The organism is Streptococcus intermedius SK54 = ATCC 27335 (assembly GCF_000413475.1).
GTDB lineage: Bacteria > Bacillota > Bacilli > Lactobacillales > Streptococcaceae > Streptococcus > Streptococcus intermedius.
This window is the reverse complement of record NZ_ATFK01000004.1, coordinates 36,508-54,209: the sequence shown is the minus strand read 5'-3', so window position 1 is coordinate 54,209 and position 17,702 is coordinate 36,508. Positions and strand designations below refer to the sequence as shown.

Here is a 17,702-nt window from a genome sequence, read left to right as displayed (position 1 = left end):
CTTTCTATTTTTTCTTTCTCCAAATCATGAGCACAATAGGGAGCACAACATAACCAATAACCATCGCACTAATCGCAAAGATATTTAGAGAAGTCGCACCTGTCTTACTAACAACAGTGAATTGTCCACTCCAATTAAATTTATAGAGAAGTACGGCAGTCAAAATTGCACCAAGGAAAGGAATGATAACATCAGTTGTAAAACTCTTTTTAGCTGTTTCAACAATACTTTCCTTTTGCTTACCGAAATAAAAGATAATGACAGCCACTGGCACAACTAAAAATTGAATAAAGCGAGAGATCGAGCTAAGTACAATGATACTAGTCATATTATAACGGAATGCCATAGGAAGTAAAATTGCAATCCCAATTGTTACAAAGAAAGCACGAGTCGGAAAACCATTTTCTGTCCGTTTTTTGAACCACTCTGGCACTTGCCCTTGTAAAGCCATCGCCTCCAAGATTCGTGGCGTATGGAAAGATGCTGCTACATTAATTCCAAACATAGATATTAACGCTCCAACTAGAATAATAGTGCGAATAATTGGATTTGTGAAAACTGCAGCGAGTGCTACAACTTCCTTCGTTGCCACAATGGCCGCAGGGTTAATCATCATAGCTATCCCGACAATACCAATATAGATAACTGCAATAATCCCAATTGCTAATGGAATAGCTTTTGGTAAGTTTTTCTCTGGTGCTTCCATATCCTGTGCACCACTTGCCACGCTCTCAAATCCTGTAAAAGCATAGAAAGCTGCTATAACAGCTGTAACATAGCCTGATAAATCCAAGTTAGCTCCCAATTTTGTACCTGCAGCATCTGTTAAGTTTTTAATCGTGTTAAATTCATTGACACCTGTAAGGAGGATAATGCCTACCCCAACCAAAATCGTAGTCAAAAGAGCCCCCACTTTTCCAATCGTTGAAAGGTTATTTATCAATTCAAAAATCTGAGTTCCTAAAAGGTTAATTCCCATTAGAATCCCCATTAAAAATACAAAACCAATCGTAATTAGAACAAGGTTTGAGCTATCTAGACGGAAGATATTCAGCACTGTTTTCACAACAGCCGTTCCAAGAACACCCCAAGCGATACTAGCTGCAATAAAACGAGTAATCCCCACATAAAATCCAATATTTTCTCCAAAAGCTGCCTTAGCATAAGCATAAGAAGCTCCCCCTTGTGCCACATACTTGGCTGCAGAAGCAAACGTTACTGCTAGAACAGAAGCGAAAACAGCTGCCATCAAATAAATTGACAGTGCTTTATCTCCAGCTGTAGCAACAACGCTCCCTGGCGAGAGGAAAATTCCTGTTCCAATAATGGAGTTGATAGTCAATAATACAATGGAATAAAATCCGAGTTTCTTCTTCATTTTCATTCACTTTCTAGCCGGCTTGGCACACATTTACAACCGATTGCTTTAATTTTTTCTGTTGAGCATGGTCAATTAGAGCAGCAAATATACGATTCATCTCTTCTGATACTCTATGAAGCATTTCTGGATGCCATTGGACACCTATCATAAACGGATAATCAGTATGTTCAATGGCTTCAATAACCCCATCAGGAGCTCTACCGACAACATTAAATTCTTTAGCAACATCTTTCATAATTTGATGGTGAAAAGAATTGACCGTAATCTTATTAACTCGTAGAATTTGATGCAACAAAGAATCGTCTTCTACATCCACTGAATGAGTGACCATATCAGGACAGCTACCCTGCCAGTGTTTTATCTTAGCTGTATCGCAATAGGATAAATCTTGATACAAGGCTCCTCCATGATATACATTAATAATTTGTGCACCACGGCAGATTCCTAAAATAGGAATACCCTTTTTAGTTGCACGTTCCAAGAGTGCAAAATCGAACTTATCACGAGCTGGAAAAATATCTCCCATTTTAGGACTCGGCTCTTCATTATAATTGAAAGAACAAATATCATGTCCTCCTGATAAAATTAAACCATCAATGATTTCCAAATAACTATCTAGTACTTCCTCATTGTCAGAAATCGGAAGGATACAAGCTACTCCCCCATTGCGAATAACCGAATTGACATAATCTTCATTCACATAGCTTCTGTGGTAGCCAGGAAACATCCCTGATTGGTCAACAATGATACTTGCTGAAATTCCTATGATTGGCATCGCATTCTCCTTTATAAATATTATTTTTATTATAAAATTTTATAATTTAATTACACTTTTATTATATAATAAAGCGAATGCGTTTTCAACACAAAATTATAATTTTATTAAAAAAATTATAATTCAATCTATCAAAGGAATCAATAAAGCTGATAACAAAAAATTGATAATGGTATAAACACCATTATCAATTTTTTTATCTTAAAGAATTATAAAAGATCTTCAATCTTCCTGAATCGAAATTTTTTCCGATAAGAAATCAAAACCTTCTGGAATGACAGTTTCCTTTTCCTCTTCTGTTGAATTGGTACTTTCTCCGCGTGCCTTAGCAGAAAACTCAGCGCGAATTTCTGTCCAATCAGTCATCGAAACTGCTAAAATATCCGGAGAAAATCCAGCCACAGTACTTAATAAATTCCCAAACATCGTATTGAGATTTTCCCGCTTCATTGTTTGCTCTGCATTAAAGCTCGACTCAAAGGCGAGAATTGCGTGATTCTCATTAGCTGCTACAGGTTGCGAACCAACTAAAAGTGCCTTATCTGCACCAGCTAAACTTTCGATAATTTCTCCCCAAGCATTCTGTAATTTAGTCAAATTGCTACGGGCTAAGTTAGGATTTTCAACTGCTTCTTGCAAAATGGCATTTACTTTCTGTCGATCCACGCGATAACCCTTGCTTGATTTGACTGAACGGGTTGTTTGTGTTGACTGACTAAAAGTGGAACTTGGCTGTAAATTTGCCAATTGACCCTTAAGCTGGCTAATTTCATCTTTTAGTGTTTCTATCTCGCTTACTAGATTGGATGGTAATTCTACTTTTTGTTGCTCTTCTGCTAGTCGAATGGTCATCATTTCTGTATAAATTTTAGGCTGCAAACTATTTTTGATTTCCGAAAGGCTTTTCGTTGCAATCTCAATCAGCTCAAACAATCTTTCTTGTGGTGTATTGAGATTAGCTAAAAAGATTTCACTTATATGGGGATTTTCACCACCTGTTTTAACAATGAGCAAATCTCTAAGATATTGTAACAGGTCAGTGACAAAACGAGCCATATTTTTACCACTATCAAAAATCACATCAAGATTTTCTAATGCTGCTGATGTATCATGCATCAACACAGCTGTCACATAAGCATCCAGTGCACCTAGACTAATAGAGCCAGTAATTTCTTCTGAAATAGCTGTTGTCAGCTGATTGTCTTGAGTGAGACTGAGAGCTTGATCCAAGATAGATAAGGCATCCCGCATCCCACCTTCTGCCCGTCTGGCGATAACCTGCACCGCATCATTTTCAAATCCAATATTTTCCTGCTGCAAAATCCATTCAACATGAGCAACAATATCCTTGGTCTTAATTGATTTGAACTCAAAGCGTTGCACCCGTGACAGAATAGTAGCTGGTATCTTGTGCAATTCTGTCGTTGCTAAGATAAAGACCACATTTTCTGTCGGTTCTTCCAAAGTCTTGAGAAGAGCGTTAAAAGCTCCAGTTGAGAGCATATGAACCTCATCAATGATATAAACTTTATGTTTTGCTAGACTAGGAGCATAAGTAGATTTGTCGCGAATATCTCGGATTTCATCCACACCATTATTGGAAGCTGCATCAATCTCAATAACATCCTCTAGGCTTCCTTCTGTTATAGCTTGACAAATATAGCACTCATTACAAGGTTCACCATTCTTTTGATGAGAGCAATTCATGGCTTTGGCAAAAATCTTGGCTACGCTAGTCTTTCCTGTTCCTCTAGGACCTGAAAAAAGGTAAGCATGGCTGATTTTATCCTGTTCAACTGCCTGCCGTAAAGTTGTTGCTACAACTTTCTGCCCAACTAACTGACCGAAAGTTTGACTTCTGTATTTCCGATATAAAGCTTGATACATTAGGATTTGTCTCCAAACATTTCAAAATTCCAATTTGTTTTCTCTAGCAAGATAGCTACAAAATTTTCTAAATATTCCCGATCAATCTCATCATAGTCCCCCAGCAAATGAGAATCCAAATCTAAAACTCCTACTAAGCGACCATCCTTTACCATAGGCACCACAATCTCACTACGTGCCCTGCTATCACAGGAAATGTAGTTATCATACTGAGTAACATCTTCGACGATTACTGTCTGCCGACTAGCAGCAGCCTCTCCGCAAACGCCTTGCCCAAAACCAATATGTACACAGGAAACACCACCTTGAAAAGGCCCTAAAACCAACTCATTTCCGTCAGAAAGATAAAAACCTGTAAAAACGGAATGCGGCAAGGCTTGGTTTAGCAGAGCAGAGCTGTTTGACAAATTAGCCAAAGCATTTCTTTCACCCTCTAGTAGTGCTTCAAGCTGGTCTAAAAGTAATTGATAATTTGAAATTTTTTCTGATTGATTCATACTTTCTATTATATCAAAAAAGACAGCAGACTGTGCTAAAAACTTTATATTTTTGCTTCTATCCAGTTTTGTAAGGGGAAGCAAATTAAAGAATCTATAAACCACACATAGCATCTCCAACTATTGTTATAAATAACACACTTTATTTTCTATAACACCTTCTGGCTTTTTAACAATTTTATACAAAATCCATTGATTTTTTCTCTGACTGCTAACCAGCTTAAGACCCTTGTTATTTAAAAAAGCTGCAAATTCTTCCTCTTTCTTAAGCTCTGGCTGGAAGTAGGTTAACTTGCTCCATTCACAGGCCAGCAAGATAAGCCCGTCTCGCCTTAGAATTCGCCTCAACTCAGAAAAAGCTCTGGATAAATCTGGCCAATGAAAATGTGTCTGAAAAGCAGTTATCAAGTCAAATGACTCTGCTGAATAAGTTGTTTGACCCACATCTTTGAGTTCAAAATTCAAATCTGCAATGTTCCATTTTTTAGCTTGGGTAATAGCTGTTTTCGAAATATCAATTCCGACAACCTTGCTATTTGGAAAATACTGTTTGAGATAGAGAGTGGATTGACCATTTCCTATTCCAACATCTAAAATATTTTTGACATTTTGCTGCTCTAGTTGGCTAATCGCCCACTCAACCATAGGGAAATAAACCTGATTCCAGATTTTCATCATCCAAATGCCCACTAGACCTGTCGGTTTCTTGGATTGTTTGAGTAAATATAAAAAAAGTAAGAAAAACAAAATAGCGACGCTAATGATAACAGCATTCATACTTTCTCCCTTCGATAATCACTAATTTCCGACTCATATCGCTTAACCAATTGCGATGAATACACTTTCGGACTCTTGCTTTCTTTTACTTTCTGCCAAAGAATCGCGGCAACTTTTAGTTTAGGCTGAAAAGAAGCATTGCTTGTGTCAGCGCAGAAATCTTTGACAAATTGATTCCACTGACAGCTAGAAGTATCATATTGAGCATAGCTTGATTGTCCTTGATATATCGCTAGCATATCTCGCAGTGTGAATTCGACATCTTTTTCTGCTTTTACCTTCCGCCAAGCAGTTGCCATATTCGCTGTAAATTTAAAAGGTTGAATGCCTGTTTGCTGAGCAAAAAACTTCCGAAAGTGCGCATTAAAGGCAAAGCCGCAGAACAACAAAGAGGTATCTAAAGTCAACTCTGCACCTTTCTTTTTCTTGATCTTTTTATAGACTCTCTGTTGGCTGACATTCCCTGCAAAATACTGTTTGATTTCCTCTTCTAGCTCTTTTTTGATACCTGAATACTCCAATCCCAACTGTTTACAAATCTCTGCTAATTCTGCACGATACCAATAGTATTGTGAAAACTCTTGATAGGTCTTTATCATTGTAAAATCTGGTCTATCCTGCATTGCTTATTTTCCTTTTCTCTTTTGCTATAGCCTATTATACCACTAGCAAAGTAATTCCTCAAAAATGATAGAGTTTCCCCGTTTGTAAAAAACGCCTATCATTCTAGCGAGGTAAATCAGTTTCAGTTGAGACTGTCGATTCATTCGAACGCTTCAACCTACTTTACCTTTAAGTCCAAAAATATAAAAGAGCTGGAAAATAAATTTCCAACTCTTGAGGGGTGCATTATTAAGAGACCAGTTTTCCTGTGAGAACATTGACAACTTTGGTCGTACCAGAGGCATCTGTAAAGCTAACTGTTTTATTTTCTGGTTGATAGCTGAAATTTTCTAAACTCACATTGTATTTAAGAGCAATATTAATCAGCTTTTTATTAAACTCTTGCAAGGATAAGCCATATTTATTAGCTAGTGCTTTTTCAGCTTCCTCTTTTGGATCAACAGTTGGCTTTTCTTCAGTTGCTTTCGAATTTTCATTAGCATTTTCTTTGCTTGAAGCGTTGTTATCCTTCTCTTTCGGCTCTTCATTTGGTGCATAGTTCTTGTCACTATCGGATGATTGTTTCTTCTTACCATGCTGGCTGGCATTCCCAAAACCGTTGTTAGAATGTGGACGATCATCTGGATGAGTGACGTAATATTTCACTGTAGCAAGAAAATCTTCCATACTGTAGCCGTCAGGTGCTTTGTAAAGTCCTTCATCAAACCAAGAAAGAGAGATATTATGATAATGGTCATAATGCGGAATAATCAATTGACCATTTTTATAATCAACGACATAAGCTGTATTATATGGCATTGCCTCAACAGGTACCTTTTTAGCCGGTGTCACACGCTCATAGATTGCTTGTGCAGTCTCTTTTTGAGGTTGTTTTGGATCCGTACTTGGCTTCTCCTCTTTCTTTTTCGGAGTTTTCGTTTTCAGATACTCTTCCGTTGCCTTACGCTCAGACTCTGACAAATCATTCTTAGGAATATAGTGGCTGTGTGTCATGTGTGGAGCAGTATAGCCATCTCCTTCATCTTTAATCACATCATGTGGATCAAAGATATAACCGTCCGATGTTGCATAACGACCTGCAGCTTTAGCTAATGCTACTTCATCAGCCGTATAAGCAATTTGCGAATTTGCTTTACCTGCGCGGTCAGGGTGTAGCACTTCTGTTGACAGTTTTAAGATTTTATCTAACAAAGCCAATTTATCTGCATTCTTATCTGCAACTTTTTGGAGCAAGTCATCTACTTGATCCAACTTATCCTTTGAAGCTCCTTTTGAAATCAGTGTCTTACGAATAGAATTCAATACGACTCTCGCTTTATTCGCAAACGCTGTTCTTTGAGAAGCAGAATTATCAGCTGAACCAGTTGCCTTCACCATTTCGGCTAACAAGGATTTCGCTTGTTCAAGAAGGGATGATTTTTCTGTTAGACCTAATAAAAGATTAGATTTCAAACTAGCAATTTGTTCTTCAAAACTTGCCTTTTGACGTTTATCTGGCACTTTATCTAGCAAAGCTTCTGCCTTATCGATAAAGGCTTTAATTTGCTCATCACTAACTTCTGTTTCAGTAGACCCTTCTTTTTTCCCATTTTTATCAGAAGTTTTGCCAGCATTTTGCTCGTTCTTACCAGGCGTAGTTTGATGCCCTTGTTGAGCTTGATCCGATTGTTTAGCTTCCGAATAGTCCTCACCTGGTGTAATCATTTGAGAAATCTTTCGTTCCAAGTCAGACATATCACGATAATAGATAAAATGATAATGATTGCCATGCGGAACAGCCACACCACTGGAAGTTCGACTTGTAATTTGCGCAGGATCAAACACTAAACCGTCTGATTCCACATGCCGTTGATTCAAAGGAGTTGCATACAATTGTCGTAGCAATCGTATGATTTCAGCTTTATTCCCTCGTTTTTGCTCAGCTTGTTTGGGTGCTTGTTGAGAAGGACGACTTGCGTGATGATTTTCTGGACGAGGTGAGACCCCTGGATTTGACGGACGATAGTTCAATGCCGGATTATGAATAGTTCCGTTTAGATGAGGAGTATGACCTGGATTTGCTGAATAAGACGGACGATTTTTCCCAATTTTATTATCCCAATAATTTTGAGCCGCTGCTAACTCACTAGGAGACAAATCTTTCTTTGGAATATAATGGAAATGATTGCCATGCGGTACAATGAAGCCATCTCCAGTATCTTCTATCACATCTGTCGGATTGAAAACATAGCCATCATCCGTCGTATAACGACCTTGTGCACGAGCTTCTTTGACAGCTGTTGTTACAGCACCACCTTTCGCTCTCTTATGGCCTTTGCCACTATATTCTGCCCTTTGGCGAGCAATTTCTTCTTTTGTACGAACATTACTGGTATGATTTGGATCTTTCAAGTAAAGGTAATATTTCCCATTTACCTTGATAATGTAGCCATCTTTCACTTCGTTGATAATATCAGACTGCTGCAAGGTATAGTTTGGATCCCGCATAATCAGCTCTTCACTGATAATCGCATCATAAGGGACTTTCCCATTATAATAATGATAATGATCACCGTGAGAAGTTACGTAACCTTGGTCTGTAATTTTGACAACAATCTGTTCCGCATTGATTCCTTCTTTTGCGCTCACTTCATCAGGCGACAAGTTCTCTGCTTGCTTGCCTTTGTTTGCTTTAGATTTTCCATTTACATAAGCAACACGGTTATTTTCCTTGCTAGATACAAACTGATGACGTCCCAGCTCATAGCTACACAAACTTAGGACAACAACTGCAACAGAACCGATAAGATATTTTTTCTTCATGATTCTCCTCTCATTTTTTCAATTCTTTTGCCAATGTCGCTAGATTGGCTTCTAGATTTTCAAGATAAGTATTATTATTTTGCGGATCAGCTTCCAAAGGATTTAATTGTTTTAGTTTAACGCCCGTAGATTTGACCAGGGTTTTAGCAACTTTTGATGAAGCATTGCTTTCCACAAAAATAGTTTTAACTTTATAAGTTTTGACAAATTCTTCAATTTCTGTCAATTGACGTGGACTTGGTTCTTGTTCTGGTGAAATGCCTGCGATGCCTAATTGCCTCAATCCAAATCGCTTCGCCAAATAAGAAAAGGCAGTATGCTGAGTCACAAATGTTTTTTGCCTTGCAGCTTTGAAAATCGGTTGATATTTTTTAGTCAATTCTTTTGCCTTACCTACCAGCTCTTTCGCGTTTTTTTGATAGGTTTCTTTATTTTTACTATCAATCTTCGAAAGTTTATCAGCGATAATCTGTGCTTCTTCTGCCACTTTTTCTGGGTCTAACCATGTATGTGGATCGTAAAGAGTCTTTTCATCCACTCCCTCACCAGCAGCTACATCTTCTAATCCCGGCACACGCTCCAGCTTCATCCCTTCTGAAGCTTCAAGTACCTTCACTTTAGATTTTTTCAAACTCGGATCTAAACTTCCAGCCCAAGATTCTAACGTATGAGAATGATAAACAAAGACATCTGCATCATAGATAGCTGCTACATCGTTGGCTGATGGTTCAAAGGAATGAATACCGCTACTGGATTGAATCATCCGAACATCATTTAAATCGCCTGATACTTCTTTGACCATAGCATAAATCGGATAAAAACTTGTTACAATTTTCAGACCTTTACTCTGTTTTTTTGGACTTGTTCCACACGCTGTCAACAACAAAGTCAATCCTACCACAAAAATAGAAAATAGATATTTCTTTAATTTCATAAACCACTCCTTAACCAGTTTATTAACCGGTTAATATGATACCACGATAGAAATTAACTGTCAAGAATTTTTTATCTATTTTTTTTACAATAAGAAAAAGCCCTCTAAATTAGAAAACTTTTAATCTTTTATATCATTGCTCTTTTCTCTATGAATCTCTTCTAGCATTCCTGCTTCTTCGGCTGTTAATTCATATTTTTCTAATAAATCTGGACGACGTTCATAAGTCTTTTTCAGACTCTCATACAGACGCCATTTTCGAATATTTTCATGATGACCGCTCATCAAAATATCTGGCACAACCATTCCACGAAAATCATAAGGGCGCGTATATTGAGGATATTCTAAAAGACCTGATGAAAAACTGTCATCAGTATGACTAACTTCCTTACCAAGAACTTCAGGAATCAGTCGTACCGTCGCATCAATCATCGTCATAGCAGCCAACTCTCCACCGGTCAAAACATAATCTCCAAGAGAAACCTCGTCTGTCACCAAACTCTTAATCCGCTCATCATAACCTTCATAATGCCCGCAGATAAAGATTAATTCTTCTTCTTGAGAAAGTTCTTCCGCATAGGCTTGATTAAATGTTCGACCAGCAGGATCCAACAAAACGACTCGTGGCTGATTTTTTTCAATCGCATCATAAGCATCAAAAATTGGTTGCGCTCTGAGCAGCATTCCCTGACCGCCCCCATAAGGCTCGTCATCAACGTGTCTCGATTTCTCTGCATTTTCTCGAAAATTATGATAGTGAATCTCTAGTAATCCTTTTTCGCGCGCCTTGCCAACTATTGAATGCTCTAAAGGGGCAAACATCTCCGGAAATAGGGTCAAAATATCAATTTTCATCGTCCAGTCCTTCCGGAATTTCCACGTCTACTCGACTATTTTCAAGATCAATATTCAATACAACAGGTGGAATATAAGGCAACAGTAAATCACGCTTGCCTTTGCGCTTTACCACCCAGACATCATTGGCACCGGGCTGCAAAATTTCTTTAATTGTTCCAATCAAAATATCCTGTTCATAAACATTCAAGCCAATAATTTCATGATAATAAAATTCGCCCTCATCTAAATCCGATAAATCTTCTTCAGCCACTTTCAAAGTAAAATCACGATATTTCTCAATGTCATTGATATGGTACATTCCTTTGAATTTGATAATATCAAAATTTTTCATCTTACGATGACTAGCAATTTCCACATTCATGACAAAATTATCTTTCTTATCAAAAAGGGCCAACATACTTCCCTTTTTAAAACGTTCCTCTGCAAAATCCGTCACCGATAGTACACGCATTTCCCCTTGCAAACCTTGCGTATTTACAATTTTTCCAACATTATAATAGTTCATTTTCTCTCCAAATACTAGCATTATCCTATTTATTTTATCATGAATAAAGGGAATTCTCAAGAAAACAAATAACCCCACCCACGCCGTGATGTGATATACTCCCCTTATAGTGGACAATGAAAAAACAAAAATTCACTAAAACTATAAGGGGAGTTTTCCTATACTTTCTATAAATTAGCTCAAGCGTATTATATATAGCTTGGAGCTTCTATCACAAAAAAAGAGCTATCAAAAATAGCTCAATATTTTCCTAAGTCTAAAATTTGATTATATCTACTTTCATCCTCAATATGGTGAGCAATTTCTAGCATCATAACAGGTAGAGAAAACAGTAGCTCACGCACCATCTGGCTGTTTTCCTCGTCCAAAGCAGCGGTTACCTCATCTACTAGTAAAACATCCTTTTTACGCAGGAGAAATCTTGCCAGTTCTATCCGAACCCTCTGACCACCCGAAATATTGTCACCATTGTTACTGACAATAAAGTCCAACCCTTCTGTTAATTCATTGTCGAGCTTGACTTGTTTTAAAACAAACCACAAATCTTCATCAGAAAAGACTTGTCCCAAAGTCAAATTATATCGAACTGTGTCATTAAAAAGGAATGGATGCTGGCTAATAATACCAACACTAGATACAAAATGAGATGTATAGTTATTAGTTGTTGTCACACCAGTAATCTGACCTTCATCAGCCTGCTCCTCACCAATAATTATCCGAAACAAGGTCGATTTCCCACAGCCACTCGGTCCCTTGATTAAAACTTTCTGACCAGTTTGGATGTCCAAATTCAGATGGGTAAAAAGCTGTCTGCTACCATAAGATTTACTTAAATTTTGGATGTGCAGGGCACGAAGTTCTTGCATATCATCTTTCGCCAGTTGTTTATCATCTTTACTGTCTAATACTCCATAAATCTTGTCCGCAGTCGTTTTTGCCCCTTGGATATCTACTGTATCATACATGATTGTCTGGATAGGACTCACCAACTGACCAGCTGCGATATACATGGCGACAAGACTAGCGACAGATACCCTATGACCATTCATGGCAAAGAAGAAACCTAACACAAGCGGTAAAACCTGACTCAGAAATACCATAAAGCCATTACAAAAGAAGACGATATTATGGGTGAAGCAAAAGTTTTGGATAGCTCGTTGATATTTCCAATTTACATTCCATAATTTTTGTCTATTTTCCAGAATCGCTTGATTCATAAGCAGAGTCTGCGCCCCTCGGATGCTGTCAGATACCTGATTATGAACCTCCACTCTGCCTTGAGCCATATCGTCACCAGTATGTTTGAGCCTTTTGTTCATTAAATATTGAGGAATAGGGCGTAAGATAGTAAAGAAGACAAAAATACTCCCCAGTAACAGATTTTGCGTAATAATATAAATTGCTGTTAGTAAAGCAACAAATCCCCAGCAAATTATGTTAATGTACTTTTCTAAATAATTATCCCCCAAATACTCCATATCCTGTGTGAGCATGGTGATTTTTTCATCTTCACTATAATCCTTATTTGTCATTAACTTACCAAATAAATCTGCTCTCATATTCATCTGAATCTCACGTCGAAATACGTTATGCGTGTGATTGCAAAAGAGCATCAAGCTATACAAGACAAAGTAGACTGTAAAACCAAAAAGAGCAAATTGCACTATCTTAAAATAGGTTAGTTCTCCTTGGTTTAAGGACAAAGCTCGAGATACTACTAAAGGTTGAGCAAGAGCCAATCCTCCATTTGCCAGTGCCCCGATGACAGTATAAAATTTCGTTTTCTTATCCAGATAGTGAAAAATTTTATTCATAATGTCCTCCTAGAAAAATAGAGAGGCTAGCATTCCTCTCCATATTACCGTTTCTAATCTATTAACTGCAAATATTACAAGTATTGGTTACAGTTTCTGATCTCTTAGGAAGTTCTTTGTTTTTCTTTAAATGCATTATACATCTATTAAAATAATGAGTCAAGTAAAACTCAGAAATTCATTTTGTGTCAGATCTGCTGTATAAAGCTCGGGTTCTTTAAAGAGAAGATAGAATCCGTAGACCTCTGTAAAAGGATAGCACAGGCTAGTCCATCAAGAATAGCCCACTTGCTAGGATTAGGGGTCACCAAAGAATCAAGGCAATCACTCTCACAGCCATGGGAATGAGAGGAAGAATCAGATAATCTTTCTCTTTCATGGTCTTCAAAGTCTACTTCACGGTGCTCTTGGAGGGCAATTTCTAGTTGACTAGTGATTTCTCTCTTCGAGAAGAGTCCCCCAGTCACTTCCTCGTAATGTTCTTTGAGTTCCTTATAAACTTGGTATCCCCATTTGTCGGACTAGATAGGAAATCACGATGTAACATGACGATTGTATTTCCTTCTGCATGCTTCCTCCTTAAACGCAAAAAAGCGAGAATTATGAAAACAGTTCTCGCTTGAGATAAATAATTCTTTAAAAAAACAAAAATCCCTGCCAAACAAATTTTGACAGGGATTTTTAGCAGGGAATCAAATGATTTAACCTGTTTTTTTCATTTGCTTATCGCAATCAAAGACTGGTAAATCGGGATTCCACTCCCAAATTGGTATGTACTCCTTATTTAAGAGTAACTGAAGCTCCAGCTTCTTCCAATTTCGCTTTGATTTCTTCAGCTTCTGCCGCTGCAACACCTTCTTTAAGAACAGTTGGTGCTCCATCAACAAGTTCTTTAGCTTCTTTAAGTCCAAGACCTGTGATTTCACGAACAGCTTTGATAACGCCAACTTTCTTGTCACCGGCTGCAGTCAATTCAATATCAAATGAATCTTTCGCAGCTGCGGCTTCACCAGCACCAGCAGCAGCTACAGCTACAGGAGCAGCTGCAGTTACACCAAATTCTTCTTCGATAGCTTTTACAAGGTCGTTCAATTCAAGGATTGAAGCTTCTTTAATTTCAGCAATAATATTTTCAATGTTCAATGCCATTGTTATTTCCTCCAAATATATTTTCGTTATTTTATTATTAGTTTGTAGCATAGGCTACGCGCAACTTAACATTAAGCCGCTTCTTCTTTGTTGTCTGCAACAGCTTTGACTGCGAGAGCAACGTTGCGAACTGGCGCTTGAAGTACAGATAGTAGCATAGATAGAAGTCCTTCGCGGTTTGGAAGAGTTGCAAGAGCAACAATTTCTTCTTTAGATGCAACAGCACCTTCAATAGCCCCACCTTTAATTTCAAGTGCATCAGCTTCTTTAGTAAAATCATTGATGATTTTTGCTGGTGCTACAACATCTTCATTTGAAAATGCAACAGCAGATGGTCCAACAAAAGCATCAGCAAGGCCTTCAAGTCCAGCTTTTTCAGCTGCACGACGTAAGATTGAGTTTTTGATAACTTTATACTCAACTTCGCTTCCACGAAGATTACGACGAAGAACTGTGTCTTGTTCAACTGTAAGACCACGAGCATCAACAACAACGATACTTGCAGCTGCTTTCATTTTTTCAGCAACTACATCAACTAGTTCCGCTTTTTTTGCAATACTTGCTTCACTCATTTAGTGTTTCACCTCCGTAATTATTTTGCTTGGGGATTTTCCAAAAGAAAAACGCGCCCAAACCTAGACACGAAAGTACAATACGTTTCTTTTACATGATCCGTTTTGTCCTCGGTAGGATTTTTATGAGTCGAGCTCCCCTACTGTCTTAGGCAGTTTTTTCAAACCATTAATGATTGTAACATAAGAAAAAAAAGATTGCAAGAGTTTTTAATAATTTTTATAATTAGAACGAAAATCTATTCTTTTTAGTTAGCAGATTTATTAAATTATTGGAAAAATAAAAAAGCAGACCATAAAGATCTGCTCTAACTATCTTATGTTTATTATGCTTTTACAATTGGAATCCAAAGTTCCATTTTGTAGTCTTTACTATCCATATCCCCTTCATAATAATATTCAAAGTCAGGTTTTCCTGAATGGACATAACCATGTTCTGGGAAAAATACTTCTATTGCATATTTCCAACCATTATGAATACATTCCGGAACACTTCCTGTTAACTCTACAATGGCATATTCCGCTTCTTCAACTTTCAAAACATCTAAACCCATACTTTTTGCTTTATCTACATCTGTAACGATATACCCTGCTATGTAATTAATAGTACTTGGTTGTTCTACATTGTAACAAACACCGACACTTTGACCTTCTCCCAATCTTGCTAATTCATCATGACGATATTCTCCATATAGTTTATTCCAAACACTCGGACATAATGATGAATTGATATTTTGTTCATTCCTACCTGCAACTGTAAATGAATTTTTCTTTTGAATTGTGATGTTCATACTTCTTCCTCCTCTTACACTTAGTGCTAGCTGCACTCGTGAAACTATTTTGAATGGTTTTCCATTTCTTACCTCTGAAGGTGTAAATCCATGAAATTTTTTGAATGCAGTCCCAAATGAATCAGATGATTCATATCCATACTTCATCGCTATATCAATAACTTTAATATTGGTATCTCTCAGTAAAACAGCCGCTTCTGTCAACCTTCTACTTCTAATATACTCTGACAATGGTGTATCTGTTAATATAGAAAATAGTCTGCTAAACATAGGATAAGAATAAGTGGATAAATGGGTAATTTTATCTTCATCTATTTCGCTATCCAGCACACTTTCAATGTAGTTAATTGTTTCATTAAAAAATTGAATTATCTGCATATTTTACCTCTATTCATTTTTCTATCCTATGTAAAGATACCAAAATCTCTAACTTCTTTACCTTTAGTACAATAATCTTTCAGAGTTTTATCCCTTGATACATTGAAGGCACAAATTCCTAAACTGTCCATCCAATTGGGCAATCTCCATCAGGGTATCTGCTAAAGAATTATAGGCTTCCTGCCTGCTGTCCAGATAGGCTTGGCTAAAAAGCACAGCAATTTTTTCCTTCAAGTCTGCTCTGACAGGATCATAATCTTTCAAAAATTGACTCAAGTAAAGACTTCTAACTGCTGCCAAACGAAATGAAAAAAATTGATGGAGTTGTTTTTGTTCCGCATTTAAGCCGTTTGCTCGAATAGTTTTAGCATAGTCCTCAATTATACCAACCTCACCATTTTCATATCGTTGTTTCATGATAACAGATACACTGTGATAAATCTCCTGACTTGTTGGAAGCTTATTTCTTTGCAAATTTCCCCACATGGAATAAGCTCCTCTTTTATAGTCAATCGCTTCTGCTTTCCACGCTTTACAAAAATCACGAAAATCCATTTTCACACAAGGATAGCCTGCCGGATCATGGAAATAAATCCAATCCTCATCCATGTCATAAACTGAAACAAAATGATCCACACCTTGTAGATGGTTATAATTGAGATTATAAGTCAGATATCCCATATCCAAAGGACCTACAATAACAGAGCCATGGTCTAGATATGTCTTGAGTTTTTCTTTTAGTTCTATCACATTGACTGGCTCTGAAGAATCACAGAAAAACTCCTCATAGTCAAATCCAAGAATTTGTAAACAATGACTAATGGACTCATCTGGCATGCCATTATCAAAGAAAACCAAAGGATGTCTGTCATCTTTTTTCACAAGGGTAGATCCATTACCCATGACCATGATAGCTTCTAGGTAGTCCGAGCGAAAATCATAGCCCGCAGCCTGTAAGGCCATAGCCGTCGAATGAGAATAACAAATCGGAATATCACCAAAGTATAAATTCATCTTCCTACCTCCTTGCCTATAGTATAAACGATAGGAAAATTTATCCCCCCATCAAATTTGTACGGAATTTATAGGTTTGCGTAGAAGAAAGAAATTTCACATGTTTTATTGTAAATCAAAACAGCTATTAAAAAATGAAACTATTGTCTAAACACATCAAAGGCTAAGCTTTTACTGCACTAATTGACAATTTTTTCTAACTATTAACAATGGTAACATAAGAAAAAAATTACAAGACTTTTTGATCGTTTTTTATAATTGGAGTGAAAAGCTATCCCTTTTGATTCGTAGATTTATTAAATTGTCGGAAAAAGAGAAAATGGTAAGAACTAATACGAAAAGACGATAGAATGTTTCATTCTACCGTCTAATGTGTTTTTATTCCTTGTTCAGTTCGACACTGGCTTTTTAATCTTCCCAAAATCAACGGTAATCTATTAAAGTCTTTTCTTTTAGAATGACAAGTATGCTAAAAGCTATAATTTCCGCTAGTACAGTAGCAAGCACATCGTATACGTCAAATACTACACTAGTATTACCCAATGGTAATAACTCATTAATAAAAGACCTCAGTACAACCACTATACATATATACATAAGTGTCTTTTTAGAAAATTCAATAGTTGAGACTTTATTTGCACTGAATGTTGGACTAAAAGGTTGTTTTAGCATAGCTGTTGCAATCCATGCTCCTCCACATAACATATAGGAACAACTGAATTAATTGAATAATATTTTCTTAAAAATATTGTGAGTAGCCAAATTAATAATCCTAAAATCGCCATAATTTCAATGGAACTGATTCTCAATTTTCTTTTCTTAATATGCTCCAACTTCTCATCAACTTTCAATTTATCCATTTCTATTATACTAAATCTCCCACTTTTATCTCATCATAACAGAAAATATGACAATCTTGTAATATCAGTCTTTCCATTCAGCCT

The 17,702-nt window shown here is 37.0% G+C and carries 16 protein-coding genes, 1 pseudogene and 1 other annotated feature; all 17 genes and pseudogenes read right to left on the bottom strand.

Annotated elements, in window-relative coordinates; all coding sequences use genetic code 11:
- Window positions 1-4 precede the first annotated feature (4 nt).
- Complete coding sequence (locus HMPREF1654_RS05685) at window positions 5-1,378, bottom strand: APC family permease (RefSeq protein WP_003076270.1); 1,374 nt, start codon at window positions 1,376-1,378, stop codon at window positions 5-7.
- A 13-nt stretch (window positions 1,379-1,391) separates the two neighbouring features.
- A complete protein-coding gene (locus HMPREF1654_RS05680) occupies window positions 1,392-2,156 on the bottom strand; it encodes a gamma-glutamyl-gamma-aminobutyrate hydrolase family protein (protein ID WP_003072483.1) in 765 nt (254 codons plus the stop codon).
- Window positions 2,157-2,378: 222 nt separating this feature from the next.
- Window positions 2,379-4,043, bottom strand: coding sequence for a DNA polymerase III subunit gamma/tau (gene dnaX, locus HMPREF1654_RS05670; protein ID WP_003076756.1), 1,665 nt, complete (start codon window positions 4,041-4,043; stop codon window positions 2,379-2,381).
- Entirely contained in the window at window positions 4,043-4,540 is a 498-nt protein-coding gene (locus HMPREF1654_RS05665; RefSeq protein WP_037584555.1) for a GAF domain-containing protein, read from the bottom strand. Before HMPREF1654_RS05665 ends, dnaX begins: the two co-directional genes overlap by 1 nt.
- Before the next feature lie 126 nt (window positions 4,541-4,666).
- Window positions 4,667-5,317, bottom strand: coding sequence for a class I SAM-dependent methyltransferase (locus HMPREF1654_RS05660; RefSeq protein WP_003076403.1), 651 nt, complete (start codon window positions 5,315-5,317; stop codon window positions 4,667-4,669).
- Complete coding sequence (locus tag HMPREF1654_RS05655) at window positions 5,314-5,940, bottom strand: SAP domain-containing protein (protein ID WP_003076760.1); 627 nt, start codon at window positions 5,938-5,940, stop codon at window positions 5,314-5,316. The genes HMPREF1654_RS05660 and HMPREF1654_RS05655 overlap by 4 nt, the downstream gene beginning before the upstream one ends.
- A 229-nt stretch (window positions 5,941-6,169) precedes the next feature.
- Window positions 6,170-8,743 carry a pneumococcal-type histidine triad protein gene (locus HMPREF1654_RS05650; protein WP_003076546.1) on the bottom strand — a complete coding sequence of 858 codons (2,574 nt, stop codon included), beginning with the start codon at window positions 8,741-8,743 and terminating at the stop codon, window positions 6,170-6,172.
- A gap of 10 nt (window positions 8,744-8,753) precedes the next feature.
- Window positions 8,754-9,677, bottom strand: coding sequence for a metal ABC transporter solute-binding protein, Zn/Mn family (locus tag HMPREF1654_RS05645; RefSeq protein ID WP_003076329.1), 924 nt, complete (start codon window positions 9,675-9,677; stop codon window positions 8,754-8,756).
- Between the two features lie 120 nt (window positions 9,678-9,797).
- The gene (trmD, locus tag HMPREF1654_RS05640; RefSeq protein ID WP_003072469.1) at window positions 9,798-10,532 is read right to left on the bottom strand and encodes a tRNA (guanosine(37)-N1)-methyltransferase TrmD; all 735 of its coding nucleotides are present in this window, start codon (window positions 10,530-10,532) and stop codon (window positions 9,798-9,800) included.
- Window positions 10,522-11,040 carry a ribosome maturation factor RimM gene (rimM, locus tag HMPREF1654_RS05635; protein WP_003072468.1) on the bottom strand — a complete coding sequence of 173 codons (519 nt, stop codon included), beginning with the start codon at window positions 11,038-11,040 and terminating at the stop codon, window positions 10,522-10,524. Before rimM ends, trmD begins: the two co-directional genes overlap by 11 nt.
- Window positions 11,041-11,279: 239 nt before the next feature.
- Window positions 11,280-12,854, bottom strand: coding sequence for an ATP-binding cassette domain-containing protein (locus tag HMPREF1654_RS05630; protein ID WP_003076454.1), 1,575 nt, complete (start codon window positions 12,852-12,854; stop codon window positions 11,280-11,282).
- A 159-nt stretch (window positions 12,855-13,013) separates the two neighbouring features.
- Window positions 13,014-13,118 carry a DUF5966 family protein gene (locus tag HMPREF1654_RS10240; RefSeq protein ID WP_225791053.1) on the bottom strand — a complete coding sequence of 35 codons (105 nt, stop codon included), beginning with the start codon at window positions 13,116-13,118 and terminating at the stop codon, window positions 13,014-13,016.
- Window positions 13,119-13,222: 104 nt separating this feature from the next.
- Window positions 13,223-13,360 (bottom strand): annotated as a pseudogene (locus tag HMPREF1654_RS10235) (DUF5962 family protein); the annotation flags it as partial.
- A gap of 274 nt (window positions 13,361-13,634) precedes the next feature.
- A complete protein-coding gene (gene rplL, locus HMPREF1654_RS05625) occupies window positions 13,635-14,003 on the bottom strand; it encodes a 50S ribosomal protein L7/L12 (RefSeq protein WP_003076254.1) in 369 nt (122 codons plus the stop codon).
- Between the two features lie 71 nt (window positions 14,004-14,074).
- Entirely contained in the window at window positions 14,075-14,575 is a 501-nt protein-coding gene (gene rplJ / locus HMPREF1654_RS05620; RefSeq protein ID WP_003029380.1) for a 50S ribosomal protein L10, read from the bottom strand.
- Between the two features lie 36 nt (window positions 14,576-14,611).
- Window positions 14,612-14,746: a sequence feature (ribosomal protein L10 leader region), on the bottom strand.
- Window positions 14,747-14,901: 155 nt separating this feature from the next.
- Entirely contained in the window at window positions 14,902-15,744 is an 843-nt protein-coding gene (locus HMPREF1654_RS05615; RefSeq protein WP_003076550.1) for an AraC family transcriptional regulator, read from the bottom strand.
- An 87-nt stretch (window positions 15,745-15,831) separates the two neighbouring features.
- Window positions 15,832-16,758, bottom strand: a complete 927-nt coding sequence (locus tag HMPREF1654_RS05610; protein ID WP_003076373.1) for a cysteine peptidase family C39 domain-containing protein — start codon at window positions 16,756-16,758, stop codon at window positions 15,832-15,834.
- Between the last annotated feature and the right edge of the window lie 944 nt (window positions 16,759-17,702).

Excerpts from the sequence above, each read along its gene's own strand:
- HMPREF1654_RS05685 (WP_003076270.1), bottom strand. The coding sequence starts at position 1,378 with ATGAAGAAGAAACTCGGATTTTATTCCATTGTATTATTGACTATCAAC.
- HMPREF1654_RS05680 (WP_003072483.1), bottom strand. The coding sequence starts at position 2,156 with ATGCCAATCATAGGAATTTCAGCAAGTATCATTGTTGACCAATCAGGG.
- dnaX (WP_003076756.1), bottom strand. The coding sequence starts at position 4,043 with ATGTATCAAGCTTTATATCGGAAATACAGAAGTCAAACTTTCGGTCAG.
- HMPREF1654_RS05665 (WP_037584555.1), bottom strand. The coding sequence starts at position 4,540 with ATGAATCAATCAGAAAAAATTTCAAATTATCAATTACTTTTAGACCAG.
- HMPREF1654_RS05660 (WP_003076403.1), bottom strand. The coding sequence starts at position 5,317 with ATGAATGCTGTTATCATTAGCGTCGCTATTTTGTTTTTCTTACTTTTT.
- HMPREF1654_RS05655 (WP_003076760.1), bottom strand. The coding sequence starts at position 5,940 with ATGCAGGATAGACCAGATTTTACAATGATAAAGACCTATCAAGAGTTT.
- HMPREF1654_RS05650 (WP_003076546.1), bottom strand. The coding sequence starts at position 8,743 with ATGAAGAAAAAATATCTTATCGGTTCTGTTGCAGTTGTTGTCCTAAGT.
- HMPREF1654_RS05645 (WP_003076329.1), bottom strand. The coding sequence starts at position 9,677 with ATGAAATTAAAGAAATATCTATTTTCTATTTTTGTGGTAGGATTGACT.
- trmD (WP_003072469.1), bottom strand. The coding sequence starts at position 10,532 with ATGAAAATTGATATTTTGACCCTATTTCCGGAGATGTTTGCCCCTTTA.
- rimM (WP_003072468.1), bottom strand. The coding sequence starts at position 11,040 with ATGAACTATTATAATGTTGGAAAAATTGTAAATACGCAAGGTTTGCAA.
- HMPREF1654_RS05630 (WP_003076454.1), bottom strand. The coding sequence starts at position 12,854 with ATGAATAAAATTTTTCACTATCTGGATAAGAAAACGAAATTTTATACT.
- rplL (WP_003076254.1), bottom strand. The coding sequence starts at position 14,003 with ATGGCATTGAACATTGAAAATATTATTGCTGAAATTAAAGAAGCTTCA.
- rplJ (WP_003029380.1), bottom strand. The coding sequence starts at position 14,575 with ATGAGTGAAGCAAGTATTGCAAAAAAAGCGGAACTAGTTGATGTAGTT.
- HMPREF1654_RS05615 (WP_003076550.1), bottom strand. The coding sequence starts at position 15,744 with ATGCAGATAATTCAATTTTTTAATGAAACAATTAACTACATTGAAAGT.
- HMPREF1654_RS05610 (WP_003076373.1), bottom strand. The coding sequence starts at position 16,758 with ATGAATTTATACTTTGGTGATATTCCGATTTGTTATTCTCATTCGACG.